Here is a 14,408-nt window from a genome sequence, read left to right on the forward strand (position 1 = left end):
GTCATGCTCCTGAGGACAGTTCACACGGCCGTTTACGACACGCTCGCCGACTGGGAGGTCGGTGCGGCGACCGCGCATATCAATCGGCCCAGTTGGCAGAAAGCACCGGGAACGTTCCGGGTGCAGACAGTTGGACTCACCGCCGATCCGATCATCACGACGGGCGGGATGCGGATCGTGCCGGATATGGTGCTCGCCGACCTCACGCCCGCCGCAAGCGCGATGCTGATCCTGCCCGGCGCCGACACCTGGGAGACCGGCGAACTCGTGCCCTTCGTGCACAAAGCGCGGGAGTTTCTGGCTGCGGGAGTTCCGGTCGCGGCGATCTGCGGTGCCACCTTCGGATTGGCGAAGGAAGGGCTTCTCGATAACCACGCCCATACCGGTGCGGCCGCGGAATACCTTGCCTACAGCGGATATTCGGGCGGCGATCGTTATCTGGACCAGGCGGCGGTACTGGACGGCGATCTCATCACCGCGGGCCCGACCGCGCCCTTCGAATTCGCCCGCGAGGTGCTGCGCAGGCTCGATGTCTATGAACCGCATGTGCTGGACGCGTGGTACCGCTTGTACGGCCACAGCGATCCGGCGGGCTTTGCCGCACTTTCCGAGTACGAGGCACAGCGGGTCGCCACGGTATGAGTGACACGCCCGAGCAGAACCTCTTCGCGACGGTCGCGATCACCTCGTTCCAGCTGAACGGTCAATTTCTCGCCATCGCAGAGGAATTGGCCGCACCCGGCGGAATCACGGCGGCGTGGTGGCAGGTGCTCGGCGCGGTGCTGCGCGAACCGCTGCCGGTGGCCGGAATCGCCCGAGCCATGGGGATCACCAGGCAGAGTGTGCAACGCATCGCGGATCTATTGGTGGACAAGGGACTTGCCGAGTATCAGCCGAATCCGGCGCACCGCCGGGCCAAACTCGTTGCGGTCACCGACGCGGGTCGCGAGGCGATCAAGCGCATCAATCCGCAGCACAGGGTCATGGCGAAACGGCTCGCCGATGAACTGGGTGCCGAGCAATTCGCTCTGACCGCTCAGGTCATGACGCGACTTTCCGCAGCGCTCGACGCCATTACCGACCAGACCTGATGACCTGCTGACCGATTCCGCGCGCGTCAGACGAAGGGCTTGTCGGTTCGACCGACCAGGTCGGCAACCGAATCGACGACCAGGGTCGGGCGATAGGGGAACTGCTCGACGGACTCGCGAGTGGAGATGCCGGTGGTGACCAGTACGGTCCGCATGCCCGCCTCGAGACCCGAGACGATATCGGTGTCCATCCGGTCGCCGATCATCACCGTCGACTGTGAATGTGCGCCGATCCGGCGCAGTGCCGAGCGCATCATCAGTGGGTTCGGCTTGCCGACGTAGTACGGCTCCTTGCCGGTCGCGCGGGTGATCAGCGCGGCCACCGAGCCGGTGGCCGGGAGCAGACCCTCGCGGGACGGTCCGGTCGCGTCCGGGTTGGTGGCGATGAAGCGCGCACCCCGGTCTACCAGGCGGATCGCGGTGGTGATCGCTTCGAAGGAGTAGGTGCGGGTTTCGCCGAGCACCACGTAGTCCGGATCGCTATCGGTCAGCACATAGCCGATTTCGTGCAGCGCGGTGGTGAGTCCGGATTCGCCGACCACGTAGGCGGTTCCATTGGGGCGCTGGTCGTTGAGGAAGGTCGCGGTGGCCAGCGCCGAGGTCCAGATCGCCTCCTCCGGAATATCGAGTCCGGTGTGGCGCAGGCGGGCCTGCAGATCGCGCGGCGTGCGGATCGAGTTATTGGTGAGCACCAGGAACGGGATCTCATTGCCGCGCAGCTCGGCCAGAAACTTGTCGGCACCGGGCACCAGATGGTCTTCGTGTACCAGCACCCCATCCATGTCGGTGAGGTAGGACAGGATCGGTTCATCTGGTGTGCTCACAAGCCAATTGTCGGCTATCCGCCCACCCACCGCGCGAATACCGGTCCGATGCGACCATCCCCACATACGGTGGGCATCCCGCGGACGGTATGCGATGCCCACCGGCTATGCGATGGCCCAGGTGCGACCCGGCACACCTCGTCGGATGGCGCTGACTATGGTCGAGGGGAGGCCGTGTGAGAACCGATCGCGCAGCGCTCAGGTAGGCCGATGGGCTCGGGAACTCCCGTGTCGCCCTTGCGGTTGTACCGGGATGCGGTCGCGGGATTCAGGCGGCCGACGGTGCGCGGAACCTCCCGCACGGACCGTTGAGCGAAGCGACAGGAGTGGCGCATATGGGTGATCTCAAGCTCGGATACAAGGCGTCGGCGGAACAGTTCGGACCGCGGGAATTGGTGGAAATCGCGGTGGCGGCCGAGGAACACGGCCTCGACAGCGCAACGGTGAGCGACCATTTCCAGCCGTGGCGGCACAAGGGCGGGCATGCGCCGTTCTCGCTGGCATGGATGGCCGCGGTCGGTGAGCGCACCAAACGCATCCAACTCGGCACCTCGGTGCTCACTCCGACCTTCCGCTACAACCCCGCCGTGATCGCGCAGGCCTTCGCGACCATGGGTTGTCTGTACCCGGACCGCATCATGCTCGGTGTCGGCAGCGGTGAGGCGCTCAATGAGATCGCCACCGGCTACACCGGCGAATGGCCGGAATTCAAGGAGCGTTTCGCTCGACTGCGCGAATCCGTCGACCTCATGCGCGCGCTGTGGACCGGTGAGCGCACCGACTTCGACGGCGAGTACTACAAGACCGTCGGCGCCTCGATCTACGACGTGCCCAAGGGCGGCATCCCGATCTACATCGCCGCGGGCGGACCGCTGGTCGCGCGCTACGCGGGCCGTGCCGGTGACGGTTTCATCTGCACCTCCGGCAAGGGCATGGACCTCTACACCGAGAAGCTGATGCCCGCCGTCGCGGAGGGCGCCGCCAAGGCCGGACGCGCCGTCGAGCAGATCGACCGGATGATCGAGATCAAGATCTCCTACGACACCGATCCCGAACTGGCACTGGAGAATACGCGCTTCTGGGCCCCGCTCTCGCTGACCGCCGAACAGAAGCACTCCATTACCGACCCGATCGAAATGGAGGCCGCCGCCGACGCCCTCCCGATCGAGCAGATCGCCAAGCGCTGGATCGTCGCCAACGATCCGGACCAGGCCGTCGAACAGATCAAGCCGTACCTCGACGCCGGCCTCAACCACCTGGTCTTCCACGCCCCCGGCCACGACCAGTCCCGCTTCCTCGACCTGTTCCAGCGCGACCTGGCCCCCCGCCTCCGCGCCCTGGGCTGAGCCGCAACCGCACCGGCCGCGCATCGACGGGCTCACCCGCCGATGCGCGGCCGGACATGGGGCAACGCGGCGGGTTCGGCTTCCTCTAGCTCTTCCGCCCGACCTGGGTCGAGCCGCCGTGCTCTCGGCTGAGCCCAGACTGGTCCGCGAAGCTCGGCCAGCTCAGGCGAAATGCTCGATCGAGGCGAGTCGGATGACGGCCGCGATGAGTCCTGCAGCGACCATTCGAGACCCGCTCCGGCGCGCTGAGCCGATGCCCGCATTCGGAACGGGTTGGTCAGGCGCGGGTGAGGGCGAAAATGCGGAGGTCTCGGGCAGTGCGGGTGCGGTAGACGCGGTAGGCGCTGGTGATCTCGACGAACCGGGCGAACAGGGCGTCCTTGTCGGATTCGACCAGGGTGGCGCGGACGGGGATGCGTTGGCCTGCGATGGCGACGGTGGCATTCGGGTTCGCCAGCAGGTTGGTGGTCCAGGCCGGATGATGCTGCAGGCCGAAGTTGCTGCCGATCACATAGATGGTGTCGCCGTCGTGCAGGCAGAGCAATGGTTGGGTGCGCGGCTCACCGGATTTGCGGCCGGTGGTGGTCAGCAGCATGACCGGGGCGCCGATCGGGCCGAGGAGGGTGAACTTGGCGTCGGTGCGCTCGAGGATGGCCCGATCCAGCGGGGTGACCTTCCGAATCAGCCACGACCCGGGTTTGGTAGATGCGAGCTCGGTCGCCAGGCGGGCAAGCAAATTGGTGTTCGAACCCCACTGCCGCTTCGGAAACTGCTCAGCCATGCCCGGACTATATCCGGATCGGTGCGAATAGGAATTCGTGATCGCCGTCTCGCCGTACGGCCTGGGTAGCCGCGGGTTCACTAAGCTCACGGACATGGCCGATACCGCTCCATCCGCTGTGTACATCGCATCTCCGGAGGGTGACACCGGAAAATCGACGGTGGCCCTCGGAATGCTTCAGATGCTGTGCGCTACCACCGCCCGGGTCGGCGTATTCCGGCCGATCACCCGCTCGACCACCGAGCCGGATTACATCCTGGAACTGCTGCTCGAGCACAGCACCGCCGATATCGACTACACGCAGGCCATCGGCGTCACCTACGAGCAGGTACACGCCGATCCGGATGCCGCGATCAGCGAGATCGTGATGCGGTTCCACGAGGTCGCGAAGCTGTGTGACGCGGTGGTGATCGTCGGCAGCGACTACACCGATGTGGCCAGCCCGAGCGAACTGCGCTTCAATGCCCGCATCGCGGTGAACCTCGGCGCGCCCGTACTGCTGGTCGTGCGCGGTTCCGGCCGAACTCCGGACGAGGTCGAGCAGCTGGCCGAGCTGTGCGCACACGAGCTGTCCCTCGAACACGCGCACTTGATGGCGATCATCGCGAACCGTTGCGATCCAGCGCAATTGGACGAAGTCGGCGTTGCCCTCAACGGCTTCGATGTCCCGTCCTGGGCGTTACCTGAAGTGCCGCTGCTGATTTCGCCCACAATGGCCGAGCTGTGCACCGCGATCGGCGGTGAAATGTACAGCGGCGATGTGGAATTGCTGCAGCGTGAGGCATTGCAGGTCATGGTCGGCGGCATGACGGCCGAACATATTCTGGAGCGATTGGTCGACGGTGTCGTGGTCATCGCGCCGGGCGATCGCTCCGACGTGTTGCTCAGCGTCGTGAACGCGCATGAGGCGGAAGGCTTTCCGTCGCTGTCGGGCATCATCATGAACGGCGGCATGCTGCCGCACCCGGCCATCGCCAGGCTGATGAACGGCCTCAAACCCAAACTGCCGATCCTCACCACCGAACTGGGCACCTACGACGCGGCGAGCGCCGCCTACCGCACCCGCGGCCGCATGTCGGCGGGCAGCCCGCGCAAGGTCGACACCGCGCTGGCCCTGATGGAACAGCATGTCGACGCGTCGGAGTTATTGCAGCGCATCGAAATTCCGGATACCTCTGTGGTGACGCCGCAGATGTTCGAGTATCAGCTGATCGAACGCGCCAGGTCCGACCGCAAGACCATTGTGCTGCCCGAGGGCGACGACGACCGCATCCTGCGCGCGGCAGGGCGGGTGCTGCGGCGCAAGATCGCGGATCTGGTCATTCTCGGTGACGAGGCGGCAGTGCGCGCCCGCGCCGCGGAACTCGGCGTCGATATCTCGGCCGCACGGGTACTCGACCCGCGCACCTCCGGTTACCTTGACGAATTCGCCGCGGAGTACACCGAATTGCGCAAGCACAAGGGCATGACACTGGAGCGCGCCCGCGAAACCATGGCCGACATCTCGTATTTCGGCACCATGATGGTGCACAAGGGCATCGCCGACGGCATGGTCTCCGGCGCCGCGCACACCACGGCGCACACCATCCGGCCGTCCTTCGAGATCATCAAGACCGTGCCGGGCGTCTCCACCGTCTCGAGTGTGTTCCTCATGTGTCTGGCCGATCGGGTGCTCGCCTACGGTGACTGCGCCGTCGTGCCCGATCCGAGCTCGGAGCAGCTGGCCGATATCGCGATCTCCTCGGCGCAGACCGCGGCCCGCTTCGGCATCGACCCGCGCGTCGCGATGCTGTCCTACTCGACCGGTGAATCCGGCAGCGGCGCCGATGTGGACAAGGTGCGCGTCGCGACCAAGCTGGTTCGCGAGCGCGAGCCGGAACTGCTGGTGGAGGGCCCGATCCAGTACGACGCCGCGATCGAACCCACCGTTGCCACCACCAAGCTCCCGGATTCCGAAGTGGCCGGGCGCGCGACGGTCTTCGTGTTTCCCGACCTCAACACCGGTAACAACACCTACAAGGCGGTCCAGCGCAGCGCCGGTGCGATCGCGATCGGTCCGGTGCTGCAGGGGCTGCGCAAACCGGTCAACGACCTGTCCCGCGGTGCGCTCGTCGCCGACATCGTCAATACGGTTGCTATCACTGCGATCCAAGCGCAGGAAGGCTGATGTGCGGTGTGACATACGGCGGAACAATGCGGCCGGGTTCGCGGTTGCCGACCGAGTGCGGGGCACGCGCGTGATGCAGGAGGTGCGGAAATGAACGCGGTATCGCGTAGCGATTCGATGAGGGGTGGTGGTCGGGCGACGGATGGGCCGAATGACCGGGTGCTGGTGATCAATTCCGGCTCGTCGTCGATCAAATACCAACTGCTGGACCCGGAGTCGGGTGTCGTCGCCGCGTCCGGCATGGTCGATCGGATCGGCGAGGAGCAGGCCGGGATCGAGCACAAGGTCGATGGCCGAACCATCGAACGTCGCGAGCCGATCGCCGATCACACGGCGGGGCTGCGGCTGGTCTTCGATGTATTCGCCGAATCCGGCCACGATCTGGCCACGGCGGGGGTGCGGGCGGTCGGGCACCGCGTGGTGCACGGGGGCCAAGTGTTCTATCGGCCGACGCTCATCGACGACGACGTGGTAGTGGCCATATCCGACTTGTCTTCGCTTGCACCGCTGCACAATCCGGCGAATGTCGCCGGCATCGAAAGTGCGCGTGCGCTGCTGCCCGGTGTACCGCAGGTCGCGGTGTTCGATACCGCCTTCTTCCATGGCCTGCCCGATGCCGCCAAGACCTACGCCATCGACGCGAAACTCGCTGCCGCACATGGCATCCGGAAGTACGGCTTCCATGGCACGTCGCACGAGTACGTTTCGGGCCGGGTCGCTGCGCTACTCGATCGAGATCCCGCGGACCTGAATCAGATCATCTTCCACCTCGGCAACGGCGCATCGGCGTCGGCCATCCGTGGCGGACACCCGATCGACACCACCATGGGCCTCACCCCGTTGGAGGGACTGGTGATGGGCACCAGGGGCGGCGATCTCGATCCCGGGATCTTCGCGCATCTGGTCCGTGCGGCCCACATGGATGTCGACCAGATCGATGAAATGCTGAACCGCAATGCCGGACTCGAGGGACTATCCGGCGTCAACGACTTCCGTGAGTTGCAGCGGCTCATCGATGCGGGCGACGCCGCGGCCCGCCTGGCCTACGACGTGTACATCCACCGCCTGCGCCGCTATCTCGGCGCGTATCTGATCGAGCTCGGCGGTGTCGATGCCATTACCTTCACCGCGGGCGTCGGCGAGAACAGCCCGCAGGTCCGCGCCGACGCACTAGCCGGGCTGTCCCGCTTCGGCATCCAAGTCGATCCCGACCGCAATACCGCCGAAGACCGCGCGGCCCGGCACATCTCCGCACCGGACGCGGAGGTCGCCGTGCTCGTCGTGCCGACCAATGAGGAACTGGCGATCGCCCAGGCTGTGCTCCGCGTTGTCGCAGCTCAGCATGCTGATTGAGCGGCTCGAGAAAACCTCACGGAATCCTCACACTCGCTGCGGCAGTATTGGTATCGGATCAGGTTCGCGCCGGACGCCGTAACCGGGGCCGGACCTCCGCCGCTATCGGGTCCGCGATGCCCTCGCCGCTCCCGATGTGCCCGCTCCGGCTGCCCCCGGGGCGGGCAGGAAGGGCGGAACCCCAGGGATCATCGGCGTGCCGACTGCTCCGCGAATCGAGATCCGAGCCCGGCCGGCGTTCCCTCCCGGCCGGGTTTTGCTTTGCGGCGATCAGATCCAGGTCTTGGCTCGGATGGAATTCGCCAGGTCGACCAGCGCATAGCGGTGATTGCGGCCGGGGGCGCTGCGGGCCAGGGCGCGCAGCCCGGCCTCGGTGCCCGCACGCAGCTCGCGCTCGGTGAACGGCGCGCCGAAGAGGAGCGTCCCGTCGCTCCTGGGCGTATTGCCCGATTGCAGCCAGGCCAGCGCGGCACCGAGGACGAGCACGCGCATCTGGGTCGCGCGGCTCTCCCCACTTGGCAGGCCGACGACGCGCGAGGCCGAAAGGCGCAGGGTGGATTCGGGGATTTCGGCGATCGGGGCGGCGGTGAGCAATAGCCACACCGCGGTCATCCGGGCCGTTGTGTAGTGCCGGGAGGCGGCGGGCACCTCGTCGAGCGCGCGCACGGCCTCGTCCACCTTACCCGCCTCGGCCGACTGTCTGGCCAGGCCGAATGCGGCGCTCACCACGGCGCGATCGGTGCGCCAGACAGTGGCGTAGAACTTCTCCGCATAAGCCCGCCACTGTTCGTGGTCGTCCGAATCCCAATGCTGCAGAACGAGTTCCGCGGTCGCCGCGAGTGCGAGCTTGGGCGCGATCTCGCCGGGCAGCACTCGCAGCACCGCATCGAAGCTGTTGTAGGCCTGCTCGTAATCCAACTCGAGCAGCTGGGCCTGGCCCAGGTACCAGTCGATGCGCCAATCGTGATCGCCGGGCAGCGGTGACAGCATCTGGCGCACCGCCGCGGGTTCACCGAGTTCGAGCCGGAGCTTGGCCTCGGCCAGCGTCAGTTCCAGATCCCATGTCTCCTGGGTTTTTTCGGGATCGGCCACGGCGCGCTCGTGTGCCTCCTGCAACGCCGCGAGCGCATCGTTCGGTTCCGGATGTGCCACGGCGGCGAGCACCGGCACCGACGCGTCCGTCGGATCGATGAGCGGAACCGGAAGCGCCGCAGCCACTTCGACGGCGCGCAGCAGATTGCTTCTGGCGATGCCGTCGGCATAGGCGTCGGTTTGGCTGATCAACTCCTCGGTGCCGAAGCTGCCGCGCTGTGGACTGAAAACTGTGGACAGCTGTGGATGTTCGGCGCCGGTCTCCATGGACAGGATCTCGCGCAGTACCCCGGCCAGCTGCGCCGACATGACGCGCGCGGAGGGGAAGCGGCGCTCGGGATCGGGATCGGTCGCGCACAGCAGCAGGCGATGGAAGAATTCGTAGCGTTCGAGCACCGGATGGTCGGCGGGGTCGGGAATGCCGTCGAGATAGCGTCCCTGCTCCATCGGCATGCTCAGCGTCAGCACGGCCAGCGTCCGCCCGACCGTGTAGATGTCCGAGGCCACCGTCGGACCGGTCCTGGCGATCTCGGGTGCCTGAAAACCCCTGGTGCCGTATAGGTTTCCGTAGGCATCGATGGTGGCGACGGCGCCGAGGTCGATGAGTTTGACCTGATCCTCGGTGACCATGATGTTGTCGGGTTTGAGGTCGTTGTAGGTCAACCCGATCGAATGCAGATACTCCAGCGCGGGCAGGATCTCCAGCAGATATGCGATCGCCTCGGGGACCGGCATCCGCTCCGGCCGCGCATAGGTGTCGAGCATATCGCGCAGCGAGCGGCCGCCGACGTACTCCATGACGATGTAGCCGACCGACTCGCCGTCCGGTCCGGTGTGCTCGACGAAGTTGTGGATCTTGACGATGCTGGGATGTGCCACCTCGGCCAGGAATTGGCGTTCGGCGACGGCCACCGCCTGCGCCTCGGCATCGCCCGCGTGCAGCAGGCCCTTCAGGACGACCCAGCGGTCGCTGACATTGCGGTCGATCGCGAGATAGATCCAGCCGAGTCCACCGTGCGCGATACAGCCCTGGATCTCGTACTGGCTCGACACCATATCGCCGTCGTGCAGTGACGGGCGGAAATCATATGGCGCACCGCAGGTTTCGCAGGTGCCCGCGGTTGTCGCGGGTCGGGTCGCGGTGGCGCGGCCGACCGGATTGCCGCAGCGCCAACAGAAGCGCCTGCCCTCGGAGACGACGGGATCGGCGAGCACCGCGGTGCGTGGATCGGCGGGCGGGATATTCGGAATCGTGACCAGTCCAGCGCCGAGTTTGCGCGTAGTTGGTCGCGAGCGCGCGGTGCGGACACTGCGTCCGGAGGTGCGCATGGTCGCGGCGGAGGTCGGCTCCGGGGCGTTCCATGCGCCTACGGTGAACTCGGCGGCCATATTGTCGCGGCGGACGGTTTCGCCGGACGCGGGCTGGTAGCCGATGGCCTTGTAGGAGGCGCGGTGGTCACGGATCGTTTCGGCGGCGGCGGGCTGGTGACGAACGGTCTCACCGGAAGCGGCATTTTCGCCCTCGGTGCCGGAAGTGGCCTCGGGACGCAGGTTTTCGGCCTCGGGGCCGGTACCCGGTGACCACCTGATCGTCTCGATGGCCGCGGAGCCCGGTCCGGCCGGTTCGAAAAATGCGGTTGCCCTGGTGCTTTCTCCGGATTCCTCGGCGGGTTCCTTCGGCTCGCCCTCGGTCGAATCGGTGGCATCGTGCGGTGGTGTCATCGCCGTCAGTCCTGATAGGTCGCGACGGGCGGCGCTGGGACCGGCCCTAATGCGATGAGGTATTGCTGGTACAGCCGGGCCCAGGTGCCGTCATTGCGGATGCGCTCCAGCGTGCCGTTGACGAAGCGGACGAGATCGTCGTTGCCCTTGGGGATTCCGATGCCGTAGGGCTCGACGCTGATGCTGGGGCCGACCAACTCGGTGTACGACGAGTCCTGCGTGGCCAGACCAGCGAGAATGGCGTCGTCGGTGCTGATCGCGTCGACTTGACGCTGCTGCAGCACAACCAAACAGTCGGCCCAGGTCGGCACGGTGAGGATGGTCGCGCCGGGCTGCTCGCGGCGCATGTGATCCAGCGAGGTGGTGCCGGATACGATGCACACCCGCTTACCGGCCAAATCGGCCAGACTTCGGATACCGGAGTTCTTCACCGCGAGCACGCGCTGATTCGCGTGCAGGTAGACGGTCGAGAAGCTGACTTTCTGCCGCCGCTCGCAGTTGATCGTCATCGTCTTGGCGACAATATCGACGACATGATTCTGCAGCGCGGACTCGCGCTCGGCGGACCCGAGACTGCGGTACTCGATCTGCTCCGGACTACCGAACAGATCGCGCGCGACCTCCCTGGCGATATCGGCATCGAACCCGACAATAGTGCCGCTCACCGGATCACGGAAGCTGAAAAGGTTGCTGCCGGTATCCAAGCCGACCACCAGCCGGCCGCGGGCCCGAATCGCATCGATCGTCGGGCCGCGGGCGGCCGCACCTGCTCCGGTGGGCCGCAGACTCGCGGTCGGATCGCCGCACTGCTCGTCGCGTTCGGCTGGAATCGGTGAGTCCGTCGGTATCGAAACGGCTTTGGCGGGCAGCGGCGGTTCGGTGTATTCGGTGGTCTTCGTATCGATCGTGTCCGAGCCCGCCGCGCACCCGGCGAGCAGGGCGATTGCGGCGAGCGCGGCGAGTAGCCCGCGCACGCGGTTCACCGGTACTCCCGAAGTCGCGGCCAGATACCGAGGCCGACATAGCCTGCGGCGAGTATTCCCAACACCATCGCGCCCGGTGCCAGGAAGTCCAGTGATCGGGCCGCGCCGGAGATGTTGTCGCGCAACGTATTGCGCGTCGCGTCCAGGGCCAGGCCCAATGCGTCGTCCAGTGATTCCACCTGTGCCGCGGCATCCGCCGAGCCCGGCCCGGTCGCCACAGTCGCCGCCCCGATGAAATCGCCGCGGGCGAGAGTGTCGTTCATGCGCTGATGGGCCGCTCGCCAACGGGTAAGCGCCGCACGGGCCTTCGCGATCTCATCGGCCGCGGGCGCATCGGACGGATAGCCGCTGAGTAGTTCGTTGAGCCGGGTGACACTGGACTCGTAGGTCCGGTCGTAATCGCCGGTGGCGTCGCGGCGCACGAGCTTCAGCGTCTCCGCCGAACGCGCCTGCTGGGTCAGGATGCGGCTCTCGGTCAGCCGGGAACTCGGTACCGCGCCGTGGTCTCGGCCACCGATCATCTCCGCGGCCGAGACCGATCCGACGACCACCGTCCACGCCAACAGGATCAGCATCCCGGTGGAGGCGAGCAGCAATCCCGGATTGAGCACGCGATGCCAGCGCTTCGACAGATCGAACTGCGCCCAGACCAGCGCTCCGAGCGCCAAGATCAGCACACCGATCGCGGGCCATGGCGGCTGCACGTGATGGCGCTGGGCCGCGCTCACGGCGTCGGAGCGATGGCTCTGCAGTTGTGCGGCCATCGGCAGCAGGACGGTCTGCATCTGATTCGATGCCTCGCTCAAATACGCGGCGCCGACCGGGTACCCGTTGCGATTGTTCGCGCGGGCGGTTTCGACCAGACCAGAGTAGACCGGCAGGCCGGTTGCGATGCCCGTACGCAGTCGGGTATCCGGGTCGTCGTCGGTGGCCTGTCCGGCCGCGTGACCTGATTGCGTCACCAACTCCGCGGACGCCTCGCCCAGCGCCTGGCTGTAGCGATCGCGCACGGTCTCCGGTTCCAGGCCGCCCGCGATGAATGCGGTACTCGCCGCGGCGTCCGCGATGGACAGCGACGTGTAGAGGTGGTGGGAGGCGTTCGCATCCGGCTCGGTGTCGTCGAGCAGGATCTCCAGTGCCTGCTGGCGATCGCTCACCGTCGAGGCGGTCATCATGCCCGCGGCCAGGCACAGGCCGATGAGCAGCAGACCGATGGCGATGAGCCGGCCCGGGGTCGATAGTGCGAAGGACCGTAGGTTGGCCGGGTCCAAATGGGCGCGTAGCCCGGCCTCGCGCGGCACGTCCAGCCGCTCGGGCCCGACATCGGCCGTGACCGACGGCGGCCGCGGGGCCGTCGTCGAGTCGAGCGCTGCCATCTCCACCTCCCCGGTTGGTGCGCACATGTGCTCCTGCTGGGAGCTTATTGTGGTCTTACCGGCGCCGTGGCGTGTGAAACAACCGCGCGACGGCTAGATGAGGATGGTAACCAGATGCGTGGTGACGGTGACGGTTGGTCACGCGACCCAGACGGATTGCGGCATTGGGGGCGATTCGGCGCCGCCGGACTTCTGCTGCGCGCCCCGCTAGCGGGCGGCGGTTCTGCGGTGTTGTTGCAGCACCGCGCGCCGTGGAGTCATCAGGGCGGCACCTGGGCGCTGCCCGGCGGCGCCCGCGACAGCCACGAGACCCCGGTGCACGCGGCGGTCCGCGAGGCATGGGAGGAAGCGGGCATCGATCCCGCCGATGTTCGAGTGCGCGGCGAGCGAATCACCGCGACGGCATTGAGCGGTTGGACGTACACCACCGTTGTCGCCGATGCGGTGATGACCCTGCCGACCAGTCGCAATCAGGAGAGCAGTGCGTTGGCGTGGGTCCCCGAGGACGAGGTCGACAGCCATCCGCTACACCCCGGCTTCGCCGCCTCCTGGCCTGCGTTGCGGGCTGCTCCGGCGCGCGTCCGCCTCGACGACATCGATGTGGACGACGCCGGTACGGTCGCGGCCGCGCTGCCTCGTACCGTCGATCTCGCCGATCAGGGCTTCGTCTGGTTGCACGCGGATCCCGAAGGCCCCGGCGCCCACGCCCGCATCGTCGACGCGAATATCGATGCGACGGACGCCCTGCGGACGGACGGGAATTCGGAGACCGCCCCACCCGATTCGGTCTTTTCGCTCACCCGGGTTCAGGTCCTGTCCTGAAGCTGTGGTTGCGTTCTCGAAGGTAGTCGAATGGTGGTTGACGGCGAGGGTTTGGGCCGCCATTCGACTGCGCTCGACGAGCTCGAGCCGCGCTGCGAGTGTCAGGTGAGTTGAGTGTTGTGTAGCAGCGCTGTTTTCAGGTGCCGGGCCGCCGCTTCGGGGTCGCGTGCCTCGGTGATCGCGCGCACCACGACGATGCGCTCGGCTCCCGCCGCCAGCACCTCGGGTAGTCGTTCGGCATCGATGCCGCCGATCGCGAACCACGGACGGGTCGGATGGGCGTCGGTGGTGGAACGCACCAGGTCCAGGCCCGCCGCCTGACGTCCCGGCTTCGTCGGCGTGGCCCATACCGGCCCGGTGCAGAAATAGTCGATGTTCTCGTCGACCGCCGCGAGCCCGGCCTGCGCGCGGTTGGTGGTGGAACGCCCGATCACCACATCAGGTCCGAGAATGCGTCGCGCGTACCACGGCGGCAGATCGTTCTGTCCGAGGTGCAGCACATCGGCCCCGGCGGCGAGCGCGATATCGGCACGGTCGTTCACCCCGACCAGTGCGCCGTGCCTGCGGGCCGCGGCCTTCAATTCGGCGAGTGCGCCGATCTCGGCCTTGGCCTCGAGCGGGCCGAACTTCGCCTCGCCGGGCGACCCCTTATCCCTGAGCTGAATGATGTCGACACCGCCCGCGAACGCGGCCTCGGCGAACCTGGCCAGGTCGCCCTTCTCCCTGCGTGCGTCCGTGCAGAGATACAGCCGGGCGGTAGCCAAACGCTCCCTGGGCGGTAGGGACCGGAACTGGTGGGAGGGTTGCACGTGCTCGACCGTAGTCGCGCTACCGTGGGGATGCGAATAGTG

The 14,408-nt window shown here is 66.8% G+C and carries 12 protein-coding genes; 6 read left to right on the forward strand and 6 right to left on the reverse strand.

What is annotated here, in order from left to right:
* Window positions 1–3 precede the first annotated feature (3 nt).
* Both ACQPXH_RS03630 and ACQPXH_RS03635 read left to right on the forward strand, forming a co-directional pair.
* Window positions 4–642, forward strand: a complete 639-nt coding sequence (locus ACQPXH_RS03630) for a DJ-1/PfpI family protein (RefSeq protein ID WP_433600903.1) — start codon at window positions 4–6, stop codon at window positions 640–642.
* Window positions 639–1,091, forward strand: a complete 453-nt coding sequence (locus tag ACQPXH_RS03635) for a MarR family winged helix-turn-helix transcriptional regulator (RefSeq protein WP_433600904.1) — start codon at window positions 639–641, stop codon at window positions 1,089–1,091. Before ACQPXH_RS03630 ends, ACQPXH_RS03635 begins: the two co-directional genes overlap by 4 nt.
* A gap of 26 nt (window positions 1,092–1,117) precedes the next feature.
* On the opposite strand, the gene ACQPXH_RS03640 is transcribed toward ACQPXH_RS03635, so the two are convergent.
* The gene (locus ACQPXH_RS03640; protein WP_433603291.1) at window positions 1,118–1,873 is read right to left on the reverse strand and encodes an HAD-IIA family hydrolase; all 756 of its coding nucleotides are present in this window, start codon (window positions 1,871–1,873) and stop codon (window positions 1,118–1,120) included.
* A gap of 377 nt (window positions 1,874–2,250) precedes the next feature.
* Between ACQPXH_RS03640 and fgd the strand changes: the two genes are divergently transcribed.
* Complete coding sequence (fgd, locus tag ACQPXH_RS03645) at window positions 2,251–3,261, forward strand: glucose-6-phosphate dehydrogenase (coenzyme-F420) (protein ID WP_040696830.1); 1,011 nt, start codon at window positions 2,251–2,253, stop codon at window positions 3,259–3,261.
* A gap of 277 nt (window positions 3,262–3,538) precedes the next feature.
* Here fgd and ACQPXH_RS03650 read toward each other — a convergent pair whose 3' ends face one another.
* Window positions 3,539–4,042 carry a nitroreductase family deazaflavin-dependent oxidoreductase gene (locus ACQPXH_RS03650; RefSeq protein WP_433600905.1) on the reverse strand — a complete coding sequence of 168 codons (504 nt, stop codon included), beginning with the start codon at window positions 4,040–4,042 and terminating at the stop codon, window positions 3,539–3,541.
* A gap of 94 nt (window positions 4,043–4,136) precedes the next feature.
* Between ACQPXH_RS03650 and pta the strand changes: the two genes are divergently transcribed.
* Entirely contained in the window at window positions 4,137–6,209 is a 2,073-nt protein-coding gene (gene pta / locus ACQPXH_RS03655) for a phosphate acetyltransferase (protein ID WP_433600906.1), read from the forward strand.
* A gap of 117 nt (window positions 6,210–6,326) precedes the next feature.
* On the forward strand, window positions 6,327–7,562 hold the full coding sequence (locus ACQPXH_RS03660) for an acetate kinase (RefSeq protein WP_433603292.1): 1,236 nt from the start codon (window positions 6,327–6,329) through the stop codon (window positions 7,560–7,562).
* A gap of 270 nt (window positions 7,563–7,832) precedes the next feature.
* Here the strand turns inward: ACQPXH_RS03660 and ACQPXH_RS03665 are convergent, their stop codons facing one another.
* Genes ACQPXH_RS03665 through ACQPXH_RS03675 form a run of 3 tightly spaced genes read right to left on the reverse strand, consistent with a single transcriptional unit; the run spans window position 7,833 to window position 12,735 of the window.
* Window positions 7,833–10,376 (reverse strand): tetratricopeptide repeat protein, encoded by a 2,544-nt coding sequence (locus ACQPXH_RS03665; protein ID WP_433600907.1) that lies wholly within the window; start codon window positions 10,374–10,376, stop codon window positions 7,833–7,835.
* A 5-nt stretch (window positions 10,377–10,381) separates the two neighbouring features.
* Entirely contained in the window at window positions 10,382–11,359 is a 978-nt protein-coding gene (locus ACQPXH_RS03670) for a glutamate ABC transporter substrate-binding protein (protein WP_433600908.1), read from the reverse strand.
* Entirely contained in the window at window positions 11,356–12,735 is a 1,380-nt protein-coding gene (locus ACQPXH_RS03675) for a hypothetical protein (protein ID WP_433600909.1), read from the reverse strand. Before ACQPXH_RS03675 ends, ACQPXH_RS03670 begins: the two co-directional genes overlap by 4 nt.
* A 114-nt stretch (window positions 12,736–12,849) precedes the next feature.
* On the opposite strand from ACQPXH_RS03675, the gene ACQPXH_RS03680 reads away from it, so the two are divergent.
* A complete protein-coding gene (locus ACQPXH_RS03680; RefSeq protein WP_433600910.1) occupies window positions 12,850–13,557 on the forward strand; it encodes an NUDIX hydrolase in 708 nt (235 codons plus the stop codon).
* A 101-nt stretch (window positions 13,558–13,658) separates the two neighbouring features.
* On the opposite strand, the gene thiE is transcribed toward ACQPXH_RS03680, so the two are convergent.
* Entirely contained in the window at window positions 13,659–14,366 is a 708-nt protein-coding gene (thiE, locus tag ACQPXH_RS03685; protein ID WP_433600911.1) for a thiamine phosphate synthase, read from the reverse strand.
* Window positions 14,367–14,408: the final 42 nt, after the last annotated feature.

Source organism: Nocardia sp. CA-135953 (assembly GCF_050955735.1).
Classification (GTDB): domain Bacteria; phylum Actinomycetota; class Actinomycetes; order Mycobacteriales; family Mycobacteriaceae; genus Nocardia.

Excerpts from the sequence above, each read along its gene's own strand:
- ACQPXH_RS03650 (WP_433600905.1), bottom strand. The coding sequence starts at position 4,042 with ATGGCTGAGCAGTTTCCGAAGCGGCAGTGGGGTTCGAACACCAATTTG.
- ACQPXH_RS03665 (WP_433600907.1), bottom strand. The coding sequence starts at position 10,376 with ATGACACCACCGCACGATGCCACCGATTCGACCGAGGGCGAGCCGAAG.
- ACQPXH_RS03660 (WP_433603292.1), top strand. The coding sequence starts at position 6,327 with ATGAGGGGTGGTGGTCGGGCGACGGATGGGCCGAATGACCGGGTGCTG.
- pta (WP_433600906.1), top strand. The coding sequence starts at position 4,137 with ATGGCCGATACCGCTCCATCCGCTGTGTACATCGCATCTCCGGAGGGT.
- ACQPXH_RS03675 (WP_433600909.1), bottom strand. The coding sequence starts at position 12,735 with ATGGCAGCGCTCGACTCGACGACGGCCCCGCGGCCGCCGTCGGTCACG.
- ACQPXH_RS03680 (WP_433600910.1), top strand. The coding sequence starts at position 12,850 with ATGCGTGGTGACGGTGACGGTTGGTCACGCGACCCAGACGGATTGCGG.
- ACQPXH_RS03630 (WP_433600903.1), top strand. The coding sequence starts at position 4 with ATGCTCCTGAGGACAGTTCACACGGCCGTTTACGACACGCTCGCCGAC.
- fgd (WP_040696830.1), top strand. The coding sequence starts at position 2,251 with ATGGGTGATCTCAAGCTCGGATACAAGGCGTCGGCGGAACAGTTCGGA.
- ACQPXH_RS03635 (WP_433600904.1), top strand. The coding sequence starts at position 639 with ATGAGTGACACGCCCGAGCAGAACCTCTTCGCGACGGTCGCGATCACC.
- ACQPXH_RS03640 (WP_433603291.1), bottom strand. The coding sequence starts at position 1,873 with ATGGATGGGGTGCTGGTACACGAAGACCATCTGGTGCCCGGTGCCGAC.